29 protein-coding genes are annotated in these 26,126 nt (G+C 63.7%); 15 read left to right on the top strand and 14 right to left on the bottom strand.

Features of this window, described 5'->3' with window-relative positions; translation table 11 throughout:
- Window positions 1–46: 46 nt before the first annotated feature.
- The 7 genes from MO486_RS01700 to MO486_RS01730 all read right to left on the bottom strand — a co-directional run bounded on the left by MO486_RS01700 (window position 47) and on the right by MO486_RS01730 (window position 9,092).
- On the bottom strand, window positions 47–1,282 hold the full coding sequence (locus MO486_RS01700) for a CapA family protein (RefSeq protein ID WP_242904087.1): 1,236 nt from the start codon (window positions 1,280–1,282) through the stop codon (window positions 47–49).
- Window positions 1,283–1,348: 66 nt separating this feature from the next.
- Entirely contained in the window at window positions 1,349–2,320 is a 972-nt protein-coding gene (locus tag MO486_RS01705) for an alpha/beta hydrolase-fold protein (RefSeq protein WP_242904088.1), read from the bottom strand.
- A gap of 266 nt (window positions 2,321–2,586) precedes the next feature.
- Window positions 2,587–3,369, bottom strand: a complete 783-nt coding sequence (locus MO486_RS01710; protein WP_242904592.1) for a nuclear transport factor 2 family protein — start codon at window positions 3,367–3,369, stop codon at window positions 2,587–2,589.
- 123 nt (window positions 3,370–3,492) lie between these two features.
- On the bottom strand, window positions 3,493–4,428 hold the full coding sequence (locus tag MO486_RS01715) for a M14 family metallocarboxypeptidase (protein ID WP_242904593.1): 936 nt from the start codon (window positions 4,426–4,428) through the stop codon (window positions 3,493–3,495).
- Between the two features lie 121 nt (window positions 4,429–4,549).
- The gene (locus tag MO486_RS01720) at window positions 4,550–6,460 is read right to left on the bottom strand and encodes a serine hydrolase domain-containing protein (RefSeq protein ID WP_242904089.1); all 1,911 of its coding nucleotides are present in this window, start codon (window positions 6,458–6,460) and stop codon (window positions 4,550–4,552) included.
- Window positions 6,461–6,685: 225 nt separating this feature from the next.
- Complete coding sequence (locus tag MO486_RS01725) at window positions 6,686–8,710, bottom strand: M56 family metallopeptidase (RefSeq protein WP_242904090.1); 2,025 nt, start codon at window positions 8,708–8,710, stop codon at window positions 6,686–6,688.
- The gene (locus tag MO486_RS01730) at window positions 8,703–9,092 is read right to left on the bottom strand and encodes a BlaI/MecI/CopY family transcriptional regulator (RefSeq protein ID WP_242904091.1); all 390 of its coding nucleotides are present in this window, start codon (window positions 9,090–9,092) and stop codon (window positions 8,703–8,705) included. Before MO486_RS01730 ends, MO486_RS01725 begins: the two co-directional genes overlap by 8 nt.
- A gap of 363 nt (window positions 9,093–9,455) precedes the next feature.
- On the opposite strand from MO486_RS01730, the gene MO486_RS01735 reads away from it, so the two are divergent.
- A complete protein-coding gene (locus tag MO486_RS01735) occupies window positions 9,456–10,961 on the top strand; it encodes a serine hydrolase domain-containing protein (RefSeq protein WP_242904092.1) in 1,506 nt (501 codons plus the stop codon).
- Between the two features lie 21 nt (window positions 10,962–10,982).
- Here MO486_RS01735 and MO486_RS01740 read toward each other — a convergent pair whose 3' ends face one another.
- The 4 genes from MO486_RS01740 to MO486_RS01755 all read right to left on the bottom strand — a co-directional run bounded on the left by MO486_RS01740 (window position 10,983) and on the right by MO486_RS01755 (window position 13,967).
- Window positions 10,983–11,987 (bottom strand): NAD(P)-dependent alcohol dehydrogenase, encoded by a 1,005-nt coding sequence (locus tag MO486_RS01740; protein WP_242904594.1) that lies wholly within the window; start codon window positions 11,985–11,987, stop codon window positions 10,983–10,985.
- Window positions 11,974–12,759 (bottom strand): hypothetical protein, encoded by a 786-nt coding sequence (locus MO486_RS01745; RefSeq protein WP_242904093.1) that lies wholly within the window; start codon window positions 12,757–12,759, stop codon window positions 11,974–11,976. The genes MO486_RS01740 and MO486_RS01745 overlap by 14 nt, the downstream gene beginning before the upstream one ends.
- Window positions 12,760–12,834: 75 nt before the next feature.
- A complete protein-coding gene (locus MO486_RS01750; RefSeq protein WP_242904094.1) occupies window positions 12,835–13,410 on the bottom strand; it encodes a dihydrofolate reductase family protein in 576 nt (191 codons plus the stop codon).
- A gap of 20 nt (window positions 13,411–13,430) precedes the next feature.
- Window positions 13,431–13,967 (bottom strand): SRPBCC family protein, encoded by a 537-nt coding sequence (locus MO486_RS01755; RefSeq protein ID WP_242904095.1) that lies wholly within the window; start codon window positions 13,965–13,967, stop codon window positions 13,431–13,433.
- A gap of 311 nt (window positions 13,968–14,278) precedes the next feature.
- Between MO486_RS01755 and MO486_RS01760 the strand changes: the two genes are divergently transcribed.
- The 5 genes from MO486_RS01760 to MO486_RS01780 all read left to right on the top strand — a co-directional run bounded on the left by MO486_RS01760 (window position 14,279) and on the right by MO486_RS01780 (window position 16,590).
- Entirely contained in the window at window positions 14,279–14,821 is a 543-nt protein-coding gene (locus tag MO486_RS01760; RefSeq protein WP_242904096.1) for a helix-turn-helix transcriptional regulator, read from the top strand.
- A 29-nt stretch (window positions 14,822–14,850) separates the two neighbouring features.
- Complete coding sequence (locus tag MO486_RS01765; RefSeq protein ID WP_242904097.1) at window positions 14,851–15,261, top strand: VOC family protein; 411 nt, start codon at window positions 14,851–14,853, stop codon at window positions 15,259–15,261.
- Between the two features lie 42 nt (window positions 15,262–15,303).
- Window positions 15,304–15,771, top strand: a complete 468-nt coding sequence (locus MO486_RS01770) for a DUF1801 domain-containing protein (protein ID WP_242904098.1) — start codon at window positions 15,304–15,306, stop codon at window positions 15,769–15,771.
- A 151-nt stretch (window positions 15,772–15,922) separates the two neighbouring features.
- On the top strand, window positions 15,923–16,177 hold the full coding sequence (locus MO486_RS01775; protein WP_242904099.1) for a hypothetical protein: 255 nt from the start codon (window positions 15,923–15,925) through the stop codon (window positions 16,175–16,177).
- Complete coding sequence (locus MO486_RS01780) at window positions 16,174–16,590, top strand: DUF1801 domain-containing protein (protein ID WP_242904100.1); 417 nt, start codon at window positions 16,174–16,176, stop codon at window positions 16,588–16,590. Before MO486_RS01775 ends, MO486_RS01780 begins: the two co-directional genes overlap by 4 nt.
- Window positions 16,591–16,657: 67 nt before the next feature.
- Here MO486_RS01780 and MO486_RS01785 read toward each other — a convergent pair whose 3' ends face one another.
- Window positions 16,658–16,843, bottom strand: coding sequence for a hypothetical protein (locus MO486_RS01785; protein ID WP_242904102.1), 186 nt, complete (start codon window positions 16,841–16,843; stop codon window positions 16,658–16,660).
- Between the two features lie 57 nt (window positions 16,844–16,900).
- Here MO486_RS01785 and MO486_RS01790 point away from each other — a divergent pair, with 57 nt between their 5' ends.
- The 8 genes from MO486_RS01790 (at window position 16,901) to MO486_RS01825 (ending at window position 22,319) form a co-directional block, all read left to right on the top strand.
- Window positions 16,901–17,323, top strand: a complete 423-nt coding sequence (locus MO486_RS01790; RefSeq protein ID WP_242904104.1) for an ester cyclase — start codon at window positions 16,901–16,903, stop codon at window positions 17,321–17,323.
- A gap of 7 nt (window positions 17,324–17,330) precedes the next feature.
- Window positions 17,331–17,945, top strand: coding sequence for a TetR family transcriptional regulator (locus MO486_RS01795; protein WP_242904106.1), 615 nt, complete (start codon window positions 17,331–17,333; stop codon window positions 17,943–17,945).
- Window positions 17,946–17,972: 27 nt separating this feature from the next.
- On the top strand, window positions 17,973–18,929 hold the full coding sequence (locus MO486_RS01800) for a GNAT family N-acetyltransferase (RefSeq protein ID WP_242904108.1): 957 nt from the start codon (window positions 17,973–17,975) through the stop codon (window positions 18,927–18,929).
- Between the two features lie 245 nt (window positions 18,930–19,174).
- Entirely contained in the window at window positions 19,175–19,585 is a 411-nt protein-coding gene (locus MO486_RS01805) for an SRPBCC family protein (protein ID WP_242904110.1), read from the top strand.
- A 104-nt stretch (window positions 19,586–19,689) separates the two neighbouring features.
- Window positions 19,690–20,043 carry a hypothetical protein gene (locus MO486_RS01810; protein WP_242904112.1) on the top strand — a complete coding sequence of 118 codons (354 nt, stop codon included), beginning with the start codon at window positions 19,690–19,692 and terminating at the stop codon, window positions 20,041–20,043.
- 130 nt (window positions 20,044–20,173) lie between these two features.
- A complete protein-coding gene (locus tag MO486_RS01815) occupies window positions 20,174–21,049 on the top strand; it encodes an RNA polymerase sigma-70 factor (protein WP_242904114.1) in 876 nt (291 codons plus the stop codon).
- 188 nt (window positions 21,050–21,237) lie between these two features.
- Window positions 21,238–21,684, top strand: a complete 447-nt coding sequence (locus MO486_RS01820; protein ID WP_242904116.1) for a carboxymuconolactone decarboxylase family protein — start codon at window positions 21,238–21,240, stop codon at window positions 21,682–21,684.
- A gap of 320 nt (window positions 21,685–22,004) precedes the next feature.
- Entirely contained in the window at window positions 22,005–22,319 is a 315-nt protein-coding gene (locus MO486_RS01825; RefSeq protein WP_242904117.1) for a PilZ domain-containing protein, read from the top strand.
- A gap of 73 nt (window positions 22,320–22,392) precedes the next feature.
- Here MO486_RS01825 and MO486_RS01830 read toward each other — a convergent pair whose 3' ends face one another.
- Together MO486_RS01830 and MO486_RS01835 are read right to left on the bottom strand one after the other, a co-directional pair.
- A complete protein-coding gene (locus MO486_RS01830) occupies window positions 22,393–22,755 on the bottom strand; it encodes an STAS/SEC14 domain-containing protein (RefSeq protein WP_242904118.1) in 363 nt (120 codons plus the stop codon).
- A gap of 139 nt (window positions 22,756–22,894) precedes the next feature.
- Window positions 22,895–23,716 carry an alpha/beta hydrolase gene (locus tag MO486_RS01835; RefSeq protein ID WP_242904119.1) on the bottom strand — a complete coding sequence of 274 codons (822 nt, stop codon included), beginning with the start codon at window positions 23,714–23,716 and terminating at the stop codon, window positions 22,895–22,897.
- A gap of 585 nt (window positions 23,717–24,301) precedes the next feature.
- Here MO486_RS01835 and MO486_RS01840 point away from each other — a divergent pair.
- Window positions 24,302–25,960 (top strand): glycoside hydrolase family 5 protein, encoded by a 1,659-nt coding sequence (locus MO486_RS01840; RefSeq protein WP_242904120.1) that lies wholly within the window; start codon window positions 24,302–24,304, stop codon window positions 25,958–25,960.
- The last annotated feature ends 166 nt before the right edge of the window (window positions 25,961–26,126 follow it).

Raw genomic sequence — 26,126 nt, forward strand, 5'->3', positions numbered from 1 at the left:
GTTCGCGCCGATCTGGTTCACCTGAATTGGGACTGGAAAGCGAAGATCACCAGTTCAAAACAAATGCGCCGTCCTTCACTTCCTCTACACCGCACCCCATGCGTCCGTATTCGCGACGCAATACTTCGCGGAGCCAGCGCCGATCATCGTCCGGCATCCGATCCACACGGAATCCGTGGACTCGCGTGGGCACCAGCGTGAGGTCACGCAGATGTCCATTCGCGGCATCGATGCGGGGGAAATACATCAAGGCCAGCTCGCTGCGGAATTCCTCGTGGCCTTCGATGCCTTCGTAGTCGTTGAGGAAGTCGCCGCAGCCGTACAGGATCAGATGCCCGCGATGGACTTCGACGGCTTTGGGATGATGCGAGGAGTGGCCGTGCACGAGGTCGACGCCAGCCTCGTCGATCAGCGCATGCGCGAACGCACGTTGCTTCAGTGCAATCGCATGGCCCCAGTTGCCACCCCAGTGCGCGGAGAACACGACGATGTCGCCGGCGCGCTTGTGTTTGCGAACATCGGAAGCGATCCGCGACACGGTGGCGGGCGAGAGATCCGGCAGGCGATGCACGCCGGACCGCGCTTCACCCGCTGCCCAGGACTCCGGGACGCCCGCATCTTCGGTCGCCGCAGCGAACACCAGTACGCGTCCCTGACCGGCCAGCGGCAGCACCGCAGGCGCACGCGCTGCACGCAACCGCGAGCCGGCACCCGCCACACCGATCCGTGCGGTACGCAACGTCGCCAACGTCTCCGCCAACCCTTCGCGTCCCCAGTCCAGCACGTGGTTGTTGGCCAGCACGCAGCAATCGATGTCCGCGGCCGTGAGCACGGCGATGTTCTCTGGATGCATCCGGTAGTTGATGCCCTTGGACCAAGGCTGGTCATGGCGCGTAATGCTGGTTTCAAGATTGATGATGCGGGCATCCGGCCGGCGCAGCCGCCACTGCTTCAAGGCCTCGCCCCAGACATAGCTGGCTTCCACCTTGCGTGGAATGCGTCCGCTGACGGCTTCCGCCAACGCAAGATAGCGACGGGCATCGCGGACGAAACTCTCGTGCAGCACCGGACCGGACGGATGCGCCAGGATCTGGTCGATGCCGCGACCCAGCATGACGTCACCGCACAGGAACAATGTCACGGTCATGTCGGCCCCGGACTCGCTCGATCCTCGCCGTAGGGAACGCTGCGCCTTGTCCCGCGTGCCACGCGCGAACATGCCACTCACCGCACCCAGCGCGATGCGGGCCAACTGCCGCAGGAACTGCCGACGCCCTCGCATGTGGCGAGGGTAGCGGATCAGGTGTCAAGAAAAAGAAGAAACAGGGTGACGGCCGGACTGCATTGCCTACCGTTGCGGCGGCAATGCCCGCAGCAACCCGCGCGTGATGATGATCGGCGCGACGGTCAGGTGGTCTTCGCCGTCGATCACGTCCGAGGCGATCCGCAGGTGGGGATACCGGCGCGACGCCAACGCGCGTTCGAACCGATGCATGTCGCCGACCATGTCGCCTTCCGCGCTGAAGCGGGGATCGTCCGACGCTGCGTTGGCCTGCTCATAGCCGCCGATACCGAAGTAGACATCCGCAGGCAGATCGGAATGGGCCGCGGCGTACTGTTGCTCCCGTGCGAACATCACGTCGTGATCGAACCAAAGCGACGGACTGCCGAGGATGTAGTGCTGGAACATCGTCGGCTCGGCGAACAGAATGTGGGTACCTAGCAACGCGCCGTACGAATGCCCGGCGAAGATCTTCCGCTGCATATCGGAACGATAGCTGCTGGCGACCAGCGGAAAGACTTCCTGCGCGATGAAACGCCGATAGCGTTCGGCCTCGCCATGCACCGGCGGGTGACCCGAGGCATCGGGCTCCGCGTCCTTCGGCGCACCGGTGGTCGGGGTGTAATCGCGACGCCGGCTGAAGGCCGGCGTATCGCCCTTGGCATAGGACAGGCCGACCAGGATGAACTCCTGCACCCCCTTGCCATGGGCGCCAACACGCGCACCGATGGCACGGATCAACGGAAACGCGTAGTTGGCATCGGTCACGAACACCACCGGATACCGCCGATCCGGCTGCGTGCGATACGACTCCGGCAGGGCAACGAACAGCTGGTAGTCGCGTTGCAGGAGCGCCGAACGGAGCTCGACGACCTCGGTATCCGGGATCGTGTACGCCGGCGGTTGCGCGATCCCAGGCCCGGTCACGCTGGCGGCTGAGTCGCCGGCTTTGCTGCTGTCGGAAGAAAGCGAGGCGGGGACGCAACCCAGCAAGGCGATGGCAAGCAACGACGCGATCGCAAGAACGTGATGTGGCAAGGGTGGGCTGCCCGGTGCGTAGAGAGGGCCGGTAACATAGCAGGTGACAGCGACGATGTAGATGCCGTGTTCCGGGCTTAACGGTCGCAGTTTTTAGGTGCCGATGAACAACAGAAGGGACACGCTGGCGAAAGCCCTGCACTCGCGCGCTTCCTGACTTCATGCCGACGAAAGCGGAGATGTACCAGAAGACCTGCGTGCTCCGGTAGTAAAGGCCGTAGATCAGCGATATGAAGGTAGAGAGATGGGCTCCGTTGTTCCTTCCCTCAGGGCGCGCGCGGGAAGGTGCTCAGGGAACTGGGAAGCAAGCGCGACAGCGAGACGACCTTTCCGCTGGCGTCGCGCGTGAACGCAAAGCGCACTATTCCTTTGCCAGAGGACACTTGGCCGAATTCGAACAGCCCCGGGCCGATCGGCTCTAACGGATAGGGCTTCCCGTCCGGGTCCACCATGACGAGCGCACCATCGCGCAGCGCGACCTCCAGTCGCCCGGCCTTGGGGGTCAAGTAAATGCCGACGAAATCCATCAACACGCCGGCCTGCGCCAGTGACACCCGCGGCGATAGCGACGGAATTCGCGTGGATTGCGCGCCGGAGACCAGCCACCGACCATCGCTGCGCTCGAGCAAGGTCAGGAAGCGATACCTACTGGTATTCGGGCCCACCGTCTCGGTCAAGTCGCTGTGCACCACCGCGATGTCGGGCGAGACGAAGTGCACGGTCTGCGAACCCCATTCCATGCGCGTGCTGGTGCCTGCAGTGAAACTGGCGGATTCCGCGAGCAGCCCGTCGCGGTCGAAGCTGGCGCCGCTGGCAAGGGTCAGCACCGTCTGCGACGCGGTGTGATCGCGCAGATAGGCCAGATCGCCGATGGCAAACGCGTGCCACCAAGCCTGGGTTTCGGCGATCGCGGCAGTTGACGCGGATTCCCCAACAGCATTCGAGGCGGTGCTGGCGGATGCTACAGCCAGGACCGCGGCGGACCCCGCAGACCGGGCGTGGTCAACGGTACTGGCATCGGCGGCACTGGCACACACCGCGAATGCCACGAGGATCAAGAGGCGCCTGCACACAGGATGATGCGTCATCACAATTCCTTGTAGGTACGACTACCAAATTACAACAAGCTACCCTCCTGTTCTCCCACGCCAACATGGGCGATCAGTTCGCCTTTATTGGTGCGCCAACGCGAAATCGATCGCCGCACACACCGCGGCCGCCTGTGCGGCGTTGCATTGCTCCGGCGTGGCACGGGGGCTGTCGGGGTACACCTCGGTGGTCGTCTTGTAGGGAGCGTCGGTGACACCCGCACAGAGACCGAGCTGCTTGAGCGCGTAATTGATCACGCCCGGCGCGACCACGGGCGATCCGATGATCTCGCCCTTCTCGTCGGCCGGGGCGATGTGGGTGACCTTGGCCACCGCCTTGATGATCGTCTGTTGGAAATCCGGTTGCGGGTGCTCGCTGTCGTCGACCAGATAGAACCCGTCGGGAATCCCTTCGGGCTCGAACGGTTTGCCGTCGCGTGCGGCCAGCGCCGGACGGAACTCGGACTCGTCGGTATCGGTGGTCTCGTGCAGGTCGATATGCACGATCACACGATCGCGGATGGGCGCCACCAGGCGCATGAGGGCCGCCGACTCCTCAGCCGGACTGTCTTCGCGGAACGAACGGTTCGGATCGATCGCATTCGGGTTCCAACGGTGGATTCGCTCGTAAGCCCACGGGCTGACGCACGGCGCGACTAGGAGATTGACCCGACCTGCATAGTCCGTCGCGTGCAAATCGACGAACTGCAAGGCCCCATGCACGCCGCTGGTTTCGTAACCATGCACGCCGCCCGTGACCAGCACGACAGGCAAATCGTCGCGCCAGTCGCGGTTCCTGATCGCGAACAGCGGGTAGGTGTCGCTGCCGCCGTCCAGCCCGCTGTAATCCAGGCGGCCGTACTGCACCACATCGAAGCGCGAGCGCAGGCGTTCGATCACACCCAGCACGTCCGCCTCGTAACCGCGCTTGCGCGTCTGTTGCGACCGCCAGATCGCGACTTCGGCCGCGGTCCACGGAACTCCGGGCGTGCCGATCGGATACGGTGCTGGCGCAGTCATCATGTGGATTTTCCGGTGCATGCGAAGACGGCCGGCAACATAGCAGAACCCGACTGCCCGAGGGCACTGCCGGAATGAACGACGCCGACAGCGACAACGTGCGGTCGCTTGCTGGATCCCTTCATTTCGCTTCGACGAAGACGTACTCGTGCTGCTCATCGCGCAGAACCAGCGACCGCTCGTTGTCCTTGTCGGCGACGATGAACTCGAAACCGCTCGGGGCGATGGTCACCAACGTGACCGTGCCATCGTCGTCGCGGAGCGTAGCGACCTCGCTCTTCCAGCCACCGAAGTCGAACCAAGTCGTCTCACCCTTTTGCGATACGGCGATGTCGCCGAGTTCTGCGCTGCGATAGCGCGCGGCCAACTTGCCTATTGCAGCCGGGTCGGCTGGTACGGTCAGGCGTTTGCGCTTGGCCGCGAGGCTCTCTTTCATGCGCTTGGCTTCCAGGGGCATATTCGGGATAGCCTCCGAGTTGCCATCGAACAGCACTTCCAGCCAGCGCCGCCGGAACAGGTAACGGATAGCCGAGCCACCGGCATCTGCATTGGTCAGGATCACTGCGCCGACGTTGTGTTCCGGCAACCACAGCATGTTGGAAATGAATCCGTACGCGACGCCGCCGTGCTGCATCAGCGGCGTGCCCATGCTGCGATCGATCTTCAGGCCCATGCCATAGCCCGTATCGTTACCGGTCGCCACCTGCTGCACGCGACGTGCCAGCAACGGCGCTTCGGCGATGTAGCGCTTGCCGTCGGGCAGCAGCCCCTTGTCGAGTTCCATCTGCACGTAGCGCAGCATGTCGTTGACATTGCTCCACACCCCGCCATTGGGGCGATATGGGATGTCGACGTAGTTGAGGTCCATGCTGGCCGGCACGGTCTTGCCGTCGACGTCCTCGCTATGCGGAGCGGCATGGTTGCCACGCTGTGCGCGGGCGAAGTCGAAGGTAGTCGATGTCATGGCCAGCGGATCGAACACCAGTGTCTGCATGGCGGCGTCGTAGGCGGCGCCCAGCTCCAGCTGCGGGTGCAGCGCATGACCGCCGACGAATCCGGCGGCGGAGGCCAGGGGATTGGAATACTGGTACAGCTCGCCGAACCGGCTGGTTGGCTGCATCGTGGCCAACGTCGCCATCACCGACGCCGGGGTGAGGCGCTCGCCTTCGAAAATCCCCTCCATGTCTTGCCGCGGCAGTCCGGTGCAGGCGCAGACCAGGTGCTTCATCAGCACCTGCCGCGTGGTGTCGGCATCGCCGAGCTTGAACGTCGGCAGCACCTGGGTGGCCGGCGTGTCCCAGGTGAACTTGCCCGCCTCGACCAGCTTGGCCAGCATCAAAGTGGTCAGGGCCTTGGTGTTGGAAGCGACCATGAACAACGTGTTGGCATCCACTTTGTCCGGCTTGCCCAGCTCGCGCACGCCGAAGCCCTCGGCGAGCACCACGTTGCCGTCCTGTACGAGGCCGATGGCCACCCCCGGCACGTCGAACTGCTGGCGCGCGTCTTCGACGAACTGCTTCAGCGCATCGATGCGTGCTGCGTCGAGCTTGTGCGCGGCCTTGCCGGCGAACGTTTCGCGGCTGTAGCCCTTGGGCAGCAGGCGGCCAATCAGCTCGATCTGCGCGTCGCGCTTGTCGCTGACGGCATTGGCCATGTCGTAAATCGATACTGTCCAGCGATTGCCGCGCCGCCGCGCGCCCGCCGACACGCCACGCTGATCGTTGGCGGAGGTTTCGTACTGGTAACCGCGGATCTGCTCCCAACCATCGCGCACCGGCCGATCGCCGGCCAGCTTGAGCGGCCACTTGGCCTTGGGGTCGTAGGCCGCCCAGGCCGCCGCCACCGCGGCATCCGCGTCCTTGGCCGCCCCAACATCGACCAGCGCGATGTGCGAGCCGCCTTCGGGTGCGGTCAGGACCACCGCCGAGCCCGCAGTCTTGATCGACCACCCGGCTGGCGCGACGAAATTGTTACCGTCGACCGTGGTGCGCGGCGTGTCGGCCGCCAATATCTCTCCGGCGGTCGGTGACATCGAGTGAGTCGCCGGGCGCGGAGATTTGTCAGCAAGCGCGGACAGTACAGGCGTGGAGACGACGAGCAGGCAACAGGCCAGCGGCAAGGAAGATTTCATCGATAACCCTAGATGGAATGGAGGGGTGAAATGGATGAACAACGTCCGTGTGGAAACTTGCCTCCAACAGAACGTTGGGCACGATGCTGCCCGCCGTCGCAGATCCGACGAAACAACGGCGGGCATTTACTGCGCTGGAACAGGCGTCGGGGCGGGTTTTGCGAGGCCCTTCGCCAGCGCTTCGCTGATCAGGTTTCGCACTTCGCGCGTGGCTTGGTCCGCGGCTTGATTACGTTCACGGCTGAGCGTCGCAAATTGCTGCTGCATTTCGCCGCTACTGGTTTCGATGTCCATCACCTCGGTTTGCAGGCGCACCAGTTCGTTCTCCAGTTCGTCCTGCTTCCTGGCTTCGGTCTCCATCGCTGCGGAATACTGCTCGTGCAGGCGCACCAGTGCATCCGCCAGTTCGCCTTGCTTCGCCGTTAGAGCGTCCCTTTCACGCGCGAGTTGCTGGTGCTCGGTTTCACTGCGTGCCGCACGCTGCAATCTGGCGAGCTCGCCCTGCCGACGCTCGAGCTCGCGCTGCCGACGCGCCACGTCATCCATTGCGAGCCGCGCTGCGCGCCGCGCGCCGCGCACCTCGGTCGGCTGTACCGGCAGCGCATCTTGGCGCGCGGCAAGCGCGTCCCGCCTCCTCTGGTGGGCTTCCATCTGGCTGCTCAACGTTTCCAACTGCTGACTCAGCACTTCGGCTCTGCGCCAAGCCTGCCGAGCACGAGCGTACAGCGAGGGATCGGTGACGACATAAGCCTGGCCGCCGCGGTAGGCCCAGAGCAAGTCGCCGCCGAGGCCAAGTTTCGCCGCTTCTATCGTCGTCATGTCATCGTTCGGGCCCCTGATCAGGATGTCGTTGCCACCCTTGCGCACCAGAGCAAACGTGTCGCGCGCCGATGCGTTGTGCACGCGGCTCACCTGCGTCGCGCCGCGGGCGGGCTGCATCGCAATAGGGACAGGCTTGTCGATCTGGGCGTAATCGCGCGCCGGTGCGTTGTGGGTGCGGCTCGACTGCGTCGCACGGGGTGCCGGCTGCATCGCATTGGGGACAGGCTTGTCGATCTGCGCGTAGTCGCGGACCGACGCGTTGTAGGTGTGGTACGTCTGCGCCGCGCGGGACGCCGGCTGCATTGCATTCGGGACGGACTTGCCAATCTGCGCGTAGGCGTAGGACGCGATGCACAAGGCGGCAAGGCCTAGTAATGGAAAGACGATCCGCGCACTGGGGTGAGCGCGCCGGACAGGACGCACGAGTTGTTCGATGCGCGACATGAGCTGCCCTCCACGGGCGGCTTGCGCAAGTTGGAATGCCGGGTGGACGCACTGAAGGTCGGCCAGTTCCGCCAACGCGAGGGCGAGGCGGCGTGGCGCGCAAACCACTTCGGCTGCGAGCTGGTCGGCGATTTGTTCGCGTTCGACGCGGATGCGATGCGACAGCCACCAAGTGACCGGGTGGTAGAACAAAACGGCTTCGACCGCGTTCTGCATCAGGTTGACGAGGTAGTCGTGGCGGCGGATGTGCGCGAGTTCGTGAGCGAGCAGAGCTTCGATCAAGTCCGCCGGCATGCGAGTGAGCAGCGCCGTGGGTAGCAACACGACCGGGCGCCACCAACCCGCGGAGACGGGCGAATCGAGGGTATCGACCAAACGCAACGCGACACTGCGGCGCAGGTCGAAATGCATGGCCAAGGCATCGAGGCGTACCTGCCACGCCGCCTGCGCTGCACCCTGTGGCGTGCTGCGCAGGCGGTGGATCCACGCCAGGCCCAACGCCATGCGCAAGGACATGGCGCAGGTGCCGGCAGCCCACAACGCGACGATCCAGGGCAGGAAGGCGTCGAATGGCGCCGTCGGAGCGAAGCCGAGCAGCACGCCTGATGCGTGCAGGCTGGCGCTGATGCGCGGCAGTGGCGCTGGCGTCGCGGCGTAAAGCGACGCGGACGATGTCGCCACAAGGTGCGCGATCACGGTGACGAGCGGCACCAGCACACAGGCCAGCAGCGCGAGGCAGGCAACGGCATAGCGTGCCTGCGGCCGCGCGTGACGCAAGGCATGCAGCGCGAGCGCCGCGAGCAGGCCAATCAGTGCGCCCTGCCACAGGAAATGCAGCAGCGCGTGACCGAGTGCAGGAACCAAGGTCGCCAGGAACTCAGCCATCCGGGTTCTCCTTGAGGAAGCGCTTGATCTCTTGGCGTTCCTTGTCGGTGACGTGCTCGCTCAACGCGGCAATCACCAGATCCCTGCCGGAACCGGCGAAGGCCTTGTGGATGAGGTCCTTGAGCAGGTTGGTCTGCAGTGCGTCCTGCGCATGCGCGGCGGCGTAGACGTGTGAGCGCTGGCTCTCGTCGCGGATCAACAGGCCCTTGCCGTGCATCACCTGCATCAGGCGCAGCGCGGTGGCGTAGGTGAGGTCGGGGCGCTCACGCAGGCGCGCGGCGTGCACGTCCTTCACCGTGGACGGACCGAGCCGCCAGATCACCCGCAACAGATCGAGTTCGGCGGCAGTGGGCCTGGGTGGCTTGGCGGGTTTCTTTGGCATGCGGTGCGTCGCGACTTCCGATTGGACGCCAATCGTAAACAAACTAGAACGAATTGTCTAGACTAATTTGTCTATGACTGAAGTCATGGCGTTGCATGGCGTGTCGCGGGAATTGTCCTTGTAGGCGGCAATGCCTGCACAACCTGGAACCCTTCGCCCCTGCGCACGTGGGGGCTGCGTCGCAGCATCTGCTGATTGAAACCATGCATGGACCCGCGGTTCGGCCCCTGCAACCTCTCGTCGGTCGAGCGTATCTGCTGAGGACCATCACCTCGGCAGCCCATCGCAATGGATACCGCGTCTGTTACCGCACCACGCCACCAGACTCTGCAGCCTGCGTCGTCAATGCGATGGCTGACGCTGATGAAAACATCCTTGCAGTATCTGCTTGTCGCCACGACGTTCCTGTCGTCGCAGGCGATGGCCGTGACGCCGCACGACTTCGACGGCCTGGCCAGTGCCATCCGGCGGGTGAAGGACGCCTCCGCGCATCCAACGGGCACGGCCGTTGCCGTGGTGAAGAATGGCAAGGTCGTCTATGAAGGTTACTTCGGCTACGCGGACATCGATGCCAAGGTACCGATCGACAGGAACACGTCGTTCTACATCGCATCGACCACCAAACCGTTCCTCGCCCTGAACACGTTGCTGGCGGAAAGCGGCGGAAAGCTCGACACCAGGACGTCGATGCAGGCGATGATTCCGGCCGCACGCTTCAATGGCTTCGACGCATCCGCTCTGACCGTCAAGAATCTGCTGACCCACACCTCCGGTGTCGACAACCCATCGCTGGTCTGGGCAACGGCCTTCAGCGGAATCCACAACGCGGACTCGCGCCTTCGACTGGTGGGCAATTCCTATCCCAACGACAAGGCGCCACTGGGCACATTCAAGTACACCAACGTCGGCTACAACATCGCGAGCGTCTGGCTGGAACAGACGTTGGCGACGCCGTGGCAGGACCAGCTTGCCGCTAGCATCTTCGCGCCGCTGGGAATGACACGCACCACGGCCTACATCAGCCAGGCAGAAGGCAATGGCTGGACGCTGGCCAAGCCGTACTCGTTCGTGGCCGTCAACCGCAACACTCCGCTTTACCTGCGGAAGACCGACGCCACCATGCATGCGGCGGGCGGCCTGCTCTCCACCGCGCCGGATCTGGCGAAGTTCCTGATCGCACAACTTGCCGACGGCAAGCTGGACGGCATGCAGATATTTCCGGCGTCCATCATCAGTCAGTCGCATGACCGCCAGGCCAGGACGGACAGCAGCTATCTGGATTTCAAGCGCGACGGCTATGCCTGGGGCTGGTACACCGGCGAATACAAGGGCAAGCGGATGCTCCACCACTTCGGTGCGTTCGCAGGTTTTCATGCCCATCTGTCGTTCATTCCGGAAGCCAACGTGGGCCTGGTGGTGTTGAACAACGAGGACATCCTGAGCGCCCGGCTGACCAACCTCATCGCCGACTACGCCTATGGCATCGCACTGGACGAGTCCGATATCGAGGCCAAGGCATCGACCCGGTTCGACGGGTTGGTGCAGGACATCAAGCAGTTGGAAAAAGCCGCAGCGCAACAGCATGCGAGCATCAACGGGCGCGCATGGCATCTGTCCCTGCCGCGTCAGGCGTATGCCGGCCGATACACCAACGCATTGCTAGGCGACATGACCGTCGGCTTGAATGGCAACGATCAGCTGATCCTGCGCTGGGGTCAGTTGTCCGCCGTCGCCACCGGGTACGACAAGCAGGACCACGTACGCGTCGAGTTCGCACCCAATTCGGGTGAGGTTGTCGCGTTCGTCGTGAAGGACCGCAAGGTCGAGGCCATCGACGTCGATGGGATGACGTTCGAAAAGGCCCGCTAGATTTCCGGAGTCGAGGAAATCCTAAAGTTCGAGGCAAACCTTGCCAAAGTGCTTTTTGGATTCGTAATGCCTGAAGGCAGCGCCAATTTCCTGCAGCGGAAAACGGCGGTCGATCACGGGCTTCAAATGATTCACTGTGATCGCCCGGATCATGTCCTCTTGATCGGCTCGGCTGCCAATGGAGATCCCGCTGATACGAATCTGATTCGAAAACAGGGCCGGGATCGCCACTTCTCCGACAAACCCGGTCAAGACGCCGATCAGGGCGATATGCCCGCCGGTCCTGCAGGCTGTGATCGACTGCGCCAACGTGGCGGGTCCGCCGACCTCGATCACATGGTCGACGCCGCGTCCGTCTGTCACATCCTTTGCCTTCTGGCCCCAGTCCTGCACGGCCTTGTAGTTGATGACGGTGTCGGCGCCGAGATGCTTGAGCTTCTCGAGCTTTTCCTCGGAGGAAGACGTAGCGATGACCCGGGCGCCTGCCGCTTTCGCGAATTGCAGCGCGAACAGCGACACGCTGCCGGTCCCAAGGACCAGCACCGTATCGCCGGGCTTGACCTGTCCGCACACCACCAGGCCTCTCCAGGCGGTCACTCCCGTGCAAGTGAGCGTTGCCGCCTCCGTATGCGTGTAGGCTGCCGGCGCCTTCGTGAAGGCGTGCGCCGGCATGCACACGTACTGGCTGGCATAGCCGTCGACACTTTCTCCCGGTATGCCCCGCCTGTTTGCGGGCGTCATTTCGCCCCCCAACCAATCGGGATAAAAGGTGCTGACGACTGCATCCCCGACCTTGAACGCATCGACATCGTGACCGACCGCAAAGACTTCTCCAGCGCCGTCTGACAAAGGCACGCGGCCGTCTGCGCACGGTGCTTGCCCATGCACCATGAAAACATCACGGTAATTCAACGAGCAGGCCCGAATCCTGACAAGCAATTCACCTGATCTCGGTTCGGGAGGATCTTCTTCGACCAGTTTGAGGTTATCCAGGCCTCCCGGCGCTCGCAGCCTAACGAGCCTCATGTGCATGCGCCTCTTGGGCATGCGCCTCATGCGACAGGCAAAGAAAATCACGATAAGCGCACAGGTCATCGAGAAGCGCCTTCTCGTCTGCCAGGATCCTCGCCTTCTCCGCCTCGCCGATGAGCTGGATCATGTAACTCTGTTCGGCGTTGCCCTGCTTGTCGATGAACGGATACAGCAGGCTGGCATGCACGTTGAAATCCGGAACTGCGCCGATGTCTTCGTTGGTGAGGTTCGGCGCGTAGAACATCAGGTGCGGCATGGCCATGGTGTGCACCTTCATGTCCGGTGGCCCCACTGCGCGCATGAGCGGCGCGACCATGTAGGACAACCCTGCCCTATCCGGAGCTTGGTAGGTCCCGTTCCTGTAGCGATTTTCGATTTCAGCTTTCAAGGCCGTGGCGTCCATGCCTTGAGCGCGAAGCGCGGCCGTCTCCATGATGACTTTCAAATGCGCCTCGGTACCCACAGCGTCATAGCAGAGCGGGATATAGATATCGTTGCGGAAGTCGGCCCACTCCCACACGGTGCGCTCGACGAGACACGCCACCCCACTGGTTCCCTGTCGGGAAAGTGCATAGCCCTTCGTCGGATCAAGCAGGTAAACAGTGGCCTTGTCCCGCAACGCCGGCGGCACGGCACTCAATGCGAACTGCGTTTCGAGCTTGGCTGGCATTGGCTCGATGGTGGTTTCACTCGCCTGATTGGCAAGCGCTGTGGATAGACCCATCAGACTGGTTCCGATGATGGCCAGGATCCATTTGATTTTCATGGCGTCTCCTATGGCGTGATCTGTTGTCCCAAGGGTTGATCGGCGCATCGTCTGCCGCCGATCGCAATGACTCGGCTAGTCGATTCCGTAGACCAGGCCGAGGCGTCCCTCGGGAAGTTGCTGCACCTTCCGCAGGTCGAGCCCACGACGCTGTTCCGCCGTTGCGAAGAGCGCTTTTCCATGACCGGCGACCAGCGGATACACGATCAACCGGAGCTCATCCACCAGCCCGGCATCGATCAGGCTCGTCGTCGTCCGGGCACCACCGACGAGATAGATATCCCTGCCGGGTTGCTGCTTGAGGACAGCGACGTCTTCGAGTCCCCGGACGAAGCGCGTCTGCGGCCAGAGCGACGATGTCAGGGTGCTCGACAGCACGTAGTGCGGAGTGCGCGCACTGAAGCGGGCCCATTCGAGCTCAGCCGGCGTCGGCAACTTGCCCGTCATCGGCAGCGGCTTGTCCGGCTCGTTCTGTAACGCGGTCCAGTACTGCTCGTAGCCCGGATACATCCCTCCTCCGAGCAGGCACGCGTCCACCTGCGACGTCACGCCGTAGTCATCGGACCACGCGTCGACCCAATCCGCGTAACCCTCGGAGCCTTCGATCTTCCCGTCGACAGACAACTTCATTCCAGCGATCAGCTTGCGCATGTGAGTCTCCAAATCGTCCGTCAGGCCGGCACGCGCCGGTCGTAGTCCTGGTGCAGGCGGACCCAACCGTCCCAGAACGTCGACGGCGCCTGTCCTGTCGCACGCGCAACCAGAACATCGAGGTGAATGTGCCAACCGGCGGCATGCATCAGCAGCGACTGGCGGCTTGGCAGGCTGCGGTGGATCACGGTGAGCAACACGTCGTCGCCCTTCGGTTCCAGTTCGATGGACACGTCGCCGGTGTTACTCCAGGTGAAGGCCAGCTTGCGGGGCGGATCGAGCTCGGTGATGCGGCTCTGCATGCTGTGTTCTTCGCTGAAGCCTTCCGGCCGCTGGCCGGGGGGATCGGTCAGCTCGTCGTTGCGCCAGACCAGCTCGAACGGCGCGCCGACCTGCAGATCCATCTCGCCCGCCGCCATCCACTTGCGGCGCAGTTCGCTCTCGGTCAGGTATGCCCACACGCGCTCGATCGGACCGGGCAGCAAGCGCTGGATCTTCAGCGTGGTGGGCTCGATCAGTTCGCCGTAGACATCGGGGGTGGTCGCAAGGTCGTTCATGCCTAGTCTCCTGAGAGTGGGTGTGGGGGCGGAGGCGCGTGCGTCCTCCTCGCGGAGAAGTCGTTCGAGCACATCCAGACGGCCGATCCAGAAACGTTCGGGGTTCAGCCATGCATGCGCGTCATCGAGGGCGCGGAAGACGGCACCCAGCGGGGGTTTAAATTCAACCATTGGGTTGAATATATGCGCCCGGCCTTTTGAATGTCAACCATTTGGTTTAATTATTTTGTCAGACGCCGGCCCTTCCCAAAATGGCTCCGCAAAAGTGCGGTATCGGTAGCGCGGTTCGTGTGATCCCTCACGACACGACGATGACCATCACTGGAAGCATCGACCTTGGTCATACCGGCCTGACCACGGCAACGGATTTGAGCCCTCCGGCGCGACGTGGCACGATCGCGCAGGTGACCAGCACATCCGTCGATGCACTGCACCTGCGCGACCTCGCGCGACTGCGCCGCGTCCGCGACCGGATCGACCGCGAGTACGCACAGCCGCTGGACGTCGAGGCGCTCGCCCGCGGCGTGCACATGTCGGCCGGGCACCTCAGCCGCCAGTTCCGGCTCGCCTTCGGCGAATCGCCTTACTCGTATCTGATGACGCGGCGCATCGAGCGCGCGATGGCGTTGCTGCGTTGTGGCGACCTCAGCGTCACGGACATCTGCTTCACGGTCGGCTGCTCGTCGCTGGGCACCTTCAGCACTCGCTTCACCGAGCTGGTCGGTGTGCCGCCCAGCGTTTATCGGCGCGAGGCCGCGCAGGAAACGGCGGGGATCCCACCGTGCGTCGCGAAACAAGTCACGAGACCGATCAGGAATCGAGAAGCGCCGGCCCCCGAGCCGGACCTAGCATGACCGCCCGACCCACACCGAGCATGACTGCCATGGATATCGCCATTCATTCCACCTTCCTCCCGCACAACGACCCGGACGCCTCCCTGGCCTTCTATCGCGACACCCTTGGCTTCGAAGTCCGCAAGGACGTCGGCTACAAAGGGATGCGCTGGATCACGGTCGGTCCCGTCGGCCAGCCCGGCACCTCCATCGTCCTGCACCCGCCGGCCGCCACCCCCGGCCTCACCGACGACGAGCGCCGCACCATCGCCGAGATGATGGCCAAGGGCACCTACGCCATGATCATCCTCGCGACCGCGGACCTCGACAGCGTCTTCGCGAAGCTGCAGGCCAGCGACGCCGAAGTGATCCAGGAGCCGACCGATCAGCCGTACGGCGTGCGCGACTGCGCCTTCCGCGATCCCGCCGGCAACCATATCCGCATCAACGAGCAGCGCTGAGCTGTCGGGTCATGATCGGCTGCACCTAAACAGGAGCGAACGATGAGTGCGAAGAAGATCACGCAGAAGTCCGCGAAGAGCACCCCCGCGACCAACAAGAAGTCCAAGGGATTCACGGACGAGGAACGAGCCGCGATGAAGGAGCGCGCCCAGGAGTTGAAGGCGGAAGCGGCCAAGGCGGACGGGGAAAGCGCCGTGCTCGCGAAGATCGCCGAGATGCAGGGATCGGATCGCGCCATGGCCAAGAAGCTCCACGCGATCATCAAAGCCAGCGCGCCAGCCCTCTTGCCGAAAACCTGGTACGGGATGCCCGCTTATGCCAAGGACGGCAAGATCGTCTGCTTCTTCCAGAGCGCGCAGAAGTTCAACTCGAGGTACGCGACGTTCGGCTTCAACGACGAGGCGAAACTCGACGACGGCGCCATGTGGCCCACCTCTTTCGCACTGAATGAGTTGACCGCTGACGCAGAGAAAACGATCAGCGCGCTCGTGAAGAAGGCGGCGCGCTGAGCTCGTGAGCCCCGCTCTCCACCCAGTCACCATCCGCATCAACGGACAGCGCTGAGCCGTCCGCGAGCGCCACCAACCTCTGCAACCGCTGAACGTCCCCGCGCGGCAGTCGCCGCTGCCATGGGTTTGCTGACTTTCAATGGAGGTCCCAATGAACTGGAACACATGGATTCGGCAGTTCCACCGCTGGGTGGCCATTGCCTTTACGGCCACCGTCATCGTCACTTTCATCGCCCTGGCACAGAAGAATCCTGTCGTCTGGGTGTCGTACGTCCCGCTGCTCCCGCTCGCCCTGCTCCTGTTGACCGGTCTGTATCTGTTCGTGCTGCCGTATGTCACCAGGTGGCGCAATGGGCGACGCACCGCTAGCGATACTCAAATGACGGACGAGCGAGAACAACCATGAAGAAAGCGACCACACCCACGAAGAAGACGAACGGCGGCTCGGGGGAAGACACTCCCTCTCGGCTGATCGATGCGCGGATCAATGAGCTGAGTGATTGGCGGGGCGAGACGCTGGCCCGGATCCGCGCGCTCATCAAGCAGGCCGACCCCGAAGTGGTCGAGGAGTGGAAATGGCGAGGGGTTCCGACGTGGTACCACGACGGAATGATCTGCACCGGCGAGACCTACAAGAACGCCGTGAAGATGACCTTCGCCAAGGGCGCCTCGCTGAACGACCCTGCAGGCCTCTTCAATTCCAGCCTCGAAGGCAACACCCGACGCGCCATCGATTTTCATGAAGGCGACAAGATCGATGAAAAGGCGTTGAAGGCGCTCATTCGCGCCGCCGTGGCACTGAACACGTCCACGACCTAGAAGTACACCCGCACGCCCAGCTGCACCTGCACGTCGATTTGCTGCGCATCCAGCCACCCCGGCGCCACTAGTTACGGCTGCTGTCGATGCGCAGCACTTCGCCGGTAATGCGCAGCGCTCCTGCGGCCGCCAGTTCAGCGCCAGCGTCACGGCCTTCTGGAACGTTGGCGCCGAGCAGCGCCTTGGCGAGTGGGCGCTGCCACGTATGCGGATGGTTGCCCGTGCCGTTCGTCGGAAAAGTGAGATGGATCATTGCTAATGAGATATTTGTCTCATTACTATTCCTCGCCACCTCACTTGGGATACCGATATGGCCCTCTCCCGCGCCGACATGGACCGCAAGATCGACGAACACTTCGGCTTCGAAGCCAGCGACAACGTGGAGGGTGTGCTGACCACGCTTGCCCTGGATGTCGAGCACGACATCGTCGGCTCGCCCACCGGCCCGACGCAGGGTCGCGACAGCGCGCGCGGCTTCTACGAACACCTGTTCGCCGACCTGGCCGACGGCAAAGTGGAAACGCTGCGGCGCCTGTACGGCGAGGACTTCCTCGTCGACGAATCGCTCTGGCGCGGCCGCGCCGTGGGCAGACCGTTCGGCGTCGACGGCCGCGATCGACCACTCGAGTTCCGACTGCTGCACGTGATGGAGTTCGCCAGCAACGGCGACATCAAGCGCGAGAACGTGTGGCTGGATCTCGCTGCGATCCTCCAGCAGCTGCCGCAGGACTGAGGCGGCGATGGACACCGCGTCCCAGGGCCGACCCAACCAGCGCCGGCGCACGCGCAAGGATCTGTTGCAGGCCGCCACGCGGCTGATGCGACAGGGTCGCAAGCCGAGCCTGGAAGACATCGCCGAGGAAGCGATGGTCTCGCGCGCCACCGCGTACCGGTACTTCCCCAAGCTCGAACCCCTGCTGCTGGAAGCGGCCCTCGACGTAGCTGTTCCCAAAGCCGACGCGCTGTTCGAGCGCGCTCCCAAGGACGACGCCGTCGCCCGTGTGGAACGGGTGGACGATGCACTGCACGACATGATCCTGGCCAACGAGGCGCAGCTGCGGACCATGCTGGTGCATTCGCTGCAGCGCGGTATCGGCGGCGACGAGGACGCCCTGCCCGCACGCCAGAACCGCCGTTCGCCACTGATCGAAGCCGCGCTGGCGCCAGTGCGCAAGCAGTTCAGGCCGGCCGCGCTGAAACACCTGACGCATGCCCTCGCCCTGGTCATCGGCACCGAAGCCATGGTGGTCTGCAAGGACGTGCTGCAGCTCGACGACGCCGAGGCGCGCAAGGTGAAGCGCTGGGCGATCCGCGCCCTGATCGAGGCGGCACGCAGGCAGCCCGCTGCCGATTGAATTCCCTCTCATGACAAGGTCACGCACATGAACATCGATCGCCCGCACATCGACATCGGCCCGCTGCGCGAAGCCGACCTGCCTGAAGCCGACCGCATCTTCCGCCTGGCGTTCGGCACCTTCCTCGGCCTGCCCGAGCCGCTCGCATTCGGCGGCGATACCGATTTCGTGGGCACGCGCTGGCGCGCGTCGCCGGAAGCCGCGATGGGTGCGTATGTCAATGACACTCTGGTCGGTTCCAACTTCGCGGCACGCTGGGGCAGTTTCGGGTTCTTCGGTCCGCTGACCGTGCATCCCGATCTCTGGGACAAGGGCATCGCGCGCCGCCTGCTCACGACCACCCTGTCTCTGTTCGAGCGCTGGGGCACACGCCACGTCGCGCTGTTCACTTTCCCGCAAAGCCCCAAGCATGTCGGGCTCTACCAGGCGCACGGGTTCTGGCCGCAGCAACTGACGCCTGTGATGGCCAAGCCGGTCGGCGCCGTGACGGATGCCGGTTCCTGGCAGAACTATTCCGCTCTGGACGGCGGATCCCGCGCCGCATCCCTCGACGCCTGCCGCGCCCTCACCGATGCGATCTATCCCGGCCTGGATCTCACCCGCGAAATCGAATCCGTTATCACACAAGGCATCGGCGACACCGTCCTCGTGTACCAGGGTGTGGAGCTGGCCGCGTTCGCGGTCTGCCACTTGGGCAAGGGCAGCGAAGCAGGCAGCAGCACCGCCTACATCAAGTTCGGTGCCGCGCGCCCAGGCCCCGGAGCGGCGATGCATTTCGAACGGTTGCTTTCCGCGTGCGAAGCGCTGGCCTGCGCGCACGGCATGGAGCAGCTGGTGGCCGGCGTAAACACGTCCCGCCACGATGCGTACCGGCTCATGCTTGGCCGTGGCTTCAGGACGATGCTGCAGGGCGTGGCCATGCAACTGGGAAACGCACCCGGCTACAACCGCGCCGACTGCTTCGTGATCGACGACTGGCGATAGCACCTGCCCGGCACCTGCGACGACGGCGGGCCGCTGGCTTCGAGCGCCGCAGGGCCGACCGGAAAGGGGACGGAGGCAATTAACCCGCGTTAATTGCCTCCGTCCCCTTTCCGGTCGTCCCCTTTCCGGTCCCCTTTCCGCATCAAGCGGCTTTGAAAAAATCTGCGCAAGCATGTCGATCTGGCGTCTCCCCGTTCGACGTAATAGTGAATGTCCATCGCGGGCACCAATCAAAGGAGAAGACAATGAAGATCACCGTCGAGACTGTCGTGAACGCCGAGCTGGACAAAGTCTGGAAGGCCTGGAATACCCCGGAAGACATCAAGCAGTGGAATACCGCCCAGGACGACTGGCACACGACGCACAGCACCGTCGACTTGCGCGAAGGCGGCAAGTTTCTGTCGCGTATGGAGGCCAAGGACGGCAGCTTCGGTTTCGACTTCGAGGGCACCTACACCCGCGTCGTCCCCTACCAGGCCATCGAATACCGGATGAGCGACGGTCGGGAAGTCCAATCCGTGTTCATCGACCAACCCGACGGCGTCCTGGTGAAGTCCACGTTCGATGCGGAGTCGGAGAACCCGGCCGAACTCCAGCGCACGGGCTGGCAGTCCATCCTCGACAACTTCAGCCGATACGTCGAGGCAAACAACTGAAGCGGGCGTTGGGATAGCGCAATTTCATTGCGCCCTCCCGACCTTGACGCCCGTTCCACCCCCTCATCCCCGCGTGCACTTGCACACGCAGTAGGACATCCCCCATGAAGAAGTTCCTGGCAATCTACATCGGCACACCCGCGGCGCTGGAATCCTGGAAGTCGCTTCCCGCCGCCGAACGCGAAGCGAAGGAAAAGCAAGGCATGCAGGCGTGGATGGACTGGGGCGAGCGCAACGCCGCCGTCATCGTCGATACCGGCAATCCCCTCGGCAAGACCAAGCGCATCGCCCGCGATGGCATCAGCGATATCCACAACGCGATGACCGGCTACACCATCGTCCAGGCGGACTCGCACGAGGCCGCGGCAAAGCTGTTCGAAGACCATCCCCACTTCACCCTCTTCCCCGGCGACAGCGTCGAAGTGATGGAGTGTCTACCGCTGCCGAAGCAACCGTAGGTGGACTCAAGCCTGCCTTACAACGCCGCAGCTGCCTGCACGGTGGGCCAGGGCCCACCCGCGAATCACCGCGGCGGATAGTCTGCGTCTCCCCGTGTCACAACCGCGCGCCCCTGCCCGTCCTGGCTACATGACCACCCAATCCATAGATTCAACCGACCCGGTGCAGCCTTTCGAGGCTGTACGCCCCCGCCTGATGGGCCTGGCCTATCGCCTGCTCGGCAGCCGCAGCGATGCCGAGGACGTGCTGCAGGAGGCGTGGTTGCGCTGGCACCAGGCCGACCGGTCGGCGATCCGCGATGTGGAGGGCTGGTTGGTCACCGCCACCACGCGTCTGGGCATCGACCGGTTGCGGTCGGTGCGCACGGAACGCAATGCCTATCCGGGGCCGTGGCTGCCCGAGCCGCTCACCGTCGACGCGTCGCCCGAGGATCTGGCCGACGTCTCCAGCCAGGTGTCGCTGGCCTTCCTCTCCCTGCTGGAGAAGCTGGGACCGGAGGAACGCGCGGCCTTCCTGCTCAAGGAAATCTTCGACTACGACTACGCGCAGATCGCGGGGCTGCTCGGCCACGCCGAGGCCAACTGCCGACAGATGGTGCACCGCGCGCGCACGCGCCTGCAGGCCGAGCGCCCACGCTTCGCGGTGACGCCCGACCGGCACCGCCGTCTGCTCGAACGCTTCATGCACGCTGTGCAACGCGGCGACCGCGAGGCCATCGTTGACCTGCTCGACGTCGACGCGCGCCTGGTGTCGGACGGCGGCGGCAAGGTCACTGCCACGCTGCGGCCGCTGCACGGTGCCGAGCGCATCGCACGGCTGTTCTGGACACTCGCGCGCCACCTCACCGATCGTGTCGAACTGCGCCTGGGCCACGTCAACGGCGAGCTGGCGATGCTCCGCTTCCACGACGGCCACCTGCATTCGGTCACCACGGTGGCCATCGACGGCGACCGCATCACCCAGGTCCTGTCGGTGCTCAATCCCGACAAGCTGCCCGAACTCTAGGGCCTGTTAACGCCATCCAAGCAGGTCGCGCCGGGCCTGAGGGCGTGCAAGGCAAGGAAGAGCGAGGATGCGTATGTCGATACGCAACCGAGCGATGACGCGGCATCGCGCGGAAGGTGTCACACCACGACCACCTGCCCCGTCCTTCCTTTGAAACGGCCACGGTGGCCGTCATGGGAAGGACAACGATGAACGCGACCACGCACCTCGACTACACCACCTACGCTCCGCAGGCCTTCCAGCACCTGTTGCAGCTCAGTCAGTCCCTGCACAAGGGCCCCCTCGGCGCGACCCTGATCGAACTGGTGTCCCTGCGCATCTCGCAGATCAACGGCTGCGCCTTCTGCCTGGACATGCACGCCAGCATGCTGCGCAAGGTCGGCGTCGCACAGCGAAAGCTCGACACCATCGCCGCCTGGCGCGAGGTGCCGCTGTTCGACGCCCGCGAGCGCGCCGCCCTGGCCTGGGCCGAAGCGCTGAACGCCGTCGGTGCGCAGCCCCTGCCGCACGGCGCGCTCGACGCAGTGCGCGAGCACTTCGACGACCGCGAACTGTCCGAACTGAGCTTCGCCGTGGCCGCGATCCGGGCGTGGAACATGCTCAATGTCGGGCTGGGGAAGGCGTTGCCCGCGTAGGCTCGAATCGGCTTCGAGGGAGTTTTCAGGTCGACGCAAAGGTGGGCCTGGGCCCGCCTACGCATTCACGGACAAACGTCATTCCGGTGATGAAATTCCATCACCGGAATGCCCCCGGACCTTGTGGGAGCAGATCTTGTGGGAGCGACGTAAGTCGCGAGCTCTTCCCCCTGACTTGAGGGCCTACCAGCGGATGCGCTTCCCCCTCGTCCCCTTTGCTCGCCTTTAGTCGTTACCACCCACGTAGATCCCATCTCCTGTGGCCGGAACAGCCAGCCACGGCGAGTGACTCAGGGTCCGCTACGTCGAGGACACAAACCATGGAACAGGTCATCGAAAAACGCCGGCATCCGCGCCAGAACGTCGTCAGCGCCGTCATGGTCGCGCCCAATGGCCACCAGCACAGCGCCCAACTGATGGACGTCTCGCTGGGGGGCGCGCGTGTGGGCTTGCCCGACGACTGGATTCCATCCGATGGCGCCACCCTGCGGTTGTTCTTTTTCGCCGATACCGCTCATGAGATCGTGCTTGCGGTGCGCGTCAGACGCGTCGCGATCGATCATCTTGGGCTGGAGTTCGCGCCCCAGCAGGACGAGCAAATCGAGCATCTGCTGGAAGTGCTTTGTCATTGCTGATCACCGCAGAGCGTCGCTCGATGGCGACATGACACTGGCGAACAAGCCGCCAAGTTTCCAACCCGACGTGCTCTCAAGCAGCGATCCAGCTCGTCGCCTCAGCGATCTCGGCGTTGGCGAACAGCTTCACCGGGCACGGCATCAGGAACTCGAAGAAACGGGTCGAAGCGCGAATCCAGTCGACATCGGTGACCACCGCGATCTTCTCCCATGCGGTGAAATGACCCATCCCCATCCTGATGTCGTCCCACACGGCACCGGGCGCAAACCCGTCGAAGTCCGACGTCACCTGGTAGAGCATGCGGATGCGGGCGTGCGTCTTCAGCGCCGCCTCGACCGCGGGAATGGCGACGCGCTCGTAGTCCTCTGCCGTGATGTGGCCCGACGCAACGAGGCCGATGACGTTCGCAGGCAGGTCCGGGATCAACTGCATCATGGCGAGGTCCTCCTTCGCATTCCGCAAACCTTACGCGCTGGTGCGTGATCAGGAAGTCGCCGGACGATCAACGCGGCGCATTGCCATCTCGCCAGGAATTTCAACTCGTAGGGCGGGTCTTGACCCGCCATAACCCGTGTCATTTCGCCAGGAACTTCAGCAACGCCTCATTGAACTCATCCGCGTGGCTCAGGTTGCACCCATGCGGCGCATCACGCAGCAGCACCAACTCGCTGCTGGCGATCATCGCGTGCGTCCGCTTGCCAGAGCCTTCGAACGGCACCGTCGCGTCGCTGTCGCCATGAATCACCAGCGTCGGCACGCGCACCTTCTTCAGGTCGTCGCGGAAGTCGGCGGTGGCGAATGCCCGCATGCATCCCAGCGCAGCCGCCTCGCCCGACTGCAGGCACACCGCCAGCGCTTCCTGCCGCTGCGCTTCGGTGACCTTCAACACGCCGTTCGCGGAGAAGAAGTTCTTCATGAACTGATCGAAGTACTTTTCACGGTCCGCCTTCAGTCCCGCTTCCTTCTCCTTGGCCTTCTCCTGGGTGAGCGGACCATCGGGGTTGTCGTCGGACTTCATCAGGCACGGCGGCACGGCGGCGGCGAACACAATGCTGTGCAACCGTTCTTCGCCATGATTGGTGCCGTAACGCGCGACTTCGCCGCCGCCCATCGAGAACCCGACCAGGGTGACGTCGCGCAGGTCGCGTTCTTCCAGCAGGCCGGCCAGGTCTGCGGTCAGCGTGTCGTAATCGAAGCCGTCATCGGGCTTCCCGGAGCGACCAAAGCCGCGGCGGTCGTACGCGATGACGCGATAGCCCGCATCGCGGAACGGCCCGACCTGCGCTTTCCAGGAATCGGCGGACAACGGCCAACCATGGATCAGCACGACGGGGCGGCCGTTGCCACCGCTGTCTTCGACGTGCAGGCGGACGCGGGTGGATGCAGTGGAAGACATGGGGACGCTTCCTTCGAAGGTGGCGCGGGTGCGCTGTGATGCCAGCTTCGTCAATGCTGCGTTGGAGGACCGTGAATGCCTGTGTGACTGGGATCAGAGTGCCTCCCTTTTTCGACGGCCGGGCGCATCCGGACGACTGAGCGACGCGCAAAATTCCGTAGGGTGGGCTTCAGCCCACCGGAAGAAGGCCGACATGGCGACGGTGGGCTGAAGCCCACCCTACGCACTTCGTCTCCAACTCATTTCAATATAGGTGCATGTCGTTTCGCTATTGATGCGACGCGGCATGCAGTGCTGTCGAATCGCATCGATTTTGTGTTCGCTCGCCAGCGCGTGCGAATGGAAAGCGATTCCTGTCCCAGAATTTTGGATATAGGTGCATGTCGTTTCGCTATTGATGCGACGCGGCTTGACAGTGCTGTCGAACCGCATCGATTGTGCGTGCGCTTGCTCGATGGTGCGTGCGCTTGTCAGCGCGTGCGAATGGGAAGGCGCGATGTCTTCCACGATTGTCGATTCACTCCAGACTCTCGCTTCGGCACCGCCGGCGCGAGCGAACTCAACTCATGCAAGGGTCAACATTCCATGAAGTCATCGCTCTTGGCGGTCTTGCTCCTGCTCGGCCTCTGTTTCGGTCAACACGCCCATGCGCAAAGCTGCGGCAGCGGTGGCGGCACGACCGTTTGCCTGAGCGCGACCGGAACGCCCGACAACATCCGACTCGACTGGACCGTCAGCGGCCCGGTCAAAAGCCTGCAGGTCTATCGCAACACGAGCAGCGATCCCAATGGCCGGAGTCGCCTGGCGATCCTCAAAGACACGGTGCGCAGCTACACCGACAACAACGCCGCCTCCGGTACGCAGTACTGGTACTGGATCAAGTTCACCGTCAGTGGCAGCAGCTACAACTCGGGTGCGGCTTCAGCCATTCGCACTCCGGCCTGCACTGCCACCACCGTGACGCCCTACATCCAGGTCAACGGTGTCTGGTCGCAGACCTCGTCGGCCAGCGTCGGCGCCGGCACACCGCTCGTGCTCGGGCCGCAACCGGCATCCGGAGGTACGTGGTCGTGGAGCGGCTGCGGGACGTCCGGCACGTCGCGCGAACAGAACATCGCGCCTTCGACCAGTTGCACGGCCACAGCCGTCTACACCAACAGCTGCGGCACCCAGACCACGCAACTGTTCGCGATTGCCGTGACGACCGGCATGCGGGATCTGACCAGCCTCGAGCTTTCCAGGTTGATGGCGCCCGGTTGGAACCTGGGCAATTCGCTGGAAGCCATCGGTGGCGAGACCAACTGGGGCAACCCTCGCACCACGCAGGCGCTGGTCGACGCGGTCAAGGCGGCCGGATTCAAGAGCATTCGCATCCCCGTGTCCTGGAGCCAGTACGCCGACGCGAACTACAACATCAGCAGCACCTGGATGGCGCGCGTGACCGAGGTGGTGAACTACGCACGCAACGCGGGCTTGTACACGATGATCAACATCCACTGGGACGGCGGCTGGATGCAGCCCACCTATGCCCAGCAATCGGCCGTCAACGCCCGCCTGACCAAGCTGTGGACGCAGATCGGCAACAACTTCAGGAACCACGACGACTACCTGCTGTTCGCGGGCACGAATGAGGTGATGGTCGACGGCGATTACGGCACGCCGACGGTCGAGTACTACACGGTGCAGAACAGCTTCAACCAGACGTTCGTGGATGCAGTGCGCGCCACCGGAGGCAACAACGCCGTGCGCCACCTGATCGTGCAGGGCTTCAACACCAACATCGACCACGCCTACAACTTCCTCACCATCCCCATGGACACGATCGCCAACCGGCTGATGGTGGAAGTGCACTACTACGATCCGTACAACTTCACCCTCAACGAACAGAGCAACGTCTGGCAATGGGGCGCGAATGCGACCACCCCCTCGGCCACCGAGACCTGGGCCAACGAGTCCTACGTCGATGCGCAGTTCCAGAAGATGAAATCGCTCTTCGTCGACGAGGGCGTGCCGGTGATCCTGGGCGAGTTCGGCGTGATCTCGCGCACCAACATCCCCGACGCCGAGCAGTACCGCACCTACTGGAACCAGTACGTCACGCGGGCGGCCTACTCACGCGGCGTGGTGCCGGTCTATTGGGACAACGGCGTCACCGCCAACCACGGCATGGGCCTGTTCGACCGCGCCACCGGCGCGCAGGTCTATCCGCAACTGGTCAACACCATCGTCAACGCGTCGAAGTAATCAGCTAGCTGCAGTGTTCGAAGAAAAGGGGTCGGAGTACGAATTCGGAACATGTACTCGACTCCTGTTCCATCCGTAGTTCCGTAGGGTGGGCTTCAGCCCACCGGAAGAATGTCGACATGGCGGCGGTGGGCTGAAGCCCACCCTACGCATTGCAGGGCAGCAA

The organism is Lysobacter sp. CFH 32150, from assembly GCF_022758295.1.
In the GTDB taxonomy this organism is placed as follows: domain Bacteria; phylum Pseudomonadota; class Gammaproteobacteria; order Xanthomonadales; family Xanthomonadaceae; genus CFH-32150.